The sequence below is a fragment of the Colwellia marinimaniae genome (assembly GCF_002207865.1).
Taxonomy (GTDB): domain Bacteria; phylum Pseudomonadota; class Gammaproteobacteria; order Enterobacterales; family Alteromonadaceae; genus Colwellia; species Colwellia marinimaniae.
Genome location: NZ_BDQM01000178.1, coordinates 1 through 321, shown reverse-complemented (window position 1 = coordinate 321; position 321 = coordinate 1). Strand labels below are relative to the sequence as shown.

1 protein-coding gene is annotated in these 321 nt (G+C 14.0%); it reads right to left on the bottom strand.

Annotation, left to right across the window (positions count from 1 at the left end; translation table 11 throughout):
- Positions 1 to 321 (bottom strand): hypothetical protein (locus tag MTCD1_RS23540; RefSeq protein WP_200818645.1); only part of this gene is annotated, 321 nt, incomplete at both ends.

Sequence of the window (321 nt, the reverse complement as noted above, 5' to 3'; positions counted from 1 at the left end):
TCTTTTTTCTTTTTTCTTTTTTTTTTCTTTTTTCTTTTTTTTTTTTTTTTTTTTCTTTTTTTTTTCTTTTTTCTTTTTTTTTCTTTTCTTTTTTTTTTTTTTTTTTTTTTCTTCTTTTTTTTTTTCCTTTCTTTTTTCTTTTTTTTTCTTTTTTTTTTTTTCTTTTTTTTCTTTTTTTTTCCTTTCTTTTTTCTTTTTTTTTTTTTCTTTTTTTTTTTCTTTTTTTTCTCCTTTTCTTTTTTTTTTTTTTCTCTTTTTTTTCTCTTTTTTTTCTCTTTTTCCGCTTTTTTTTTATCTTTCTTGCTTTTTTTTGTTTTGTTT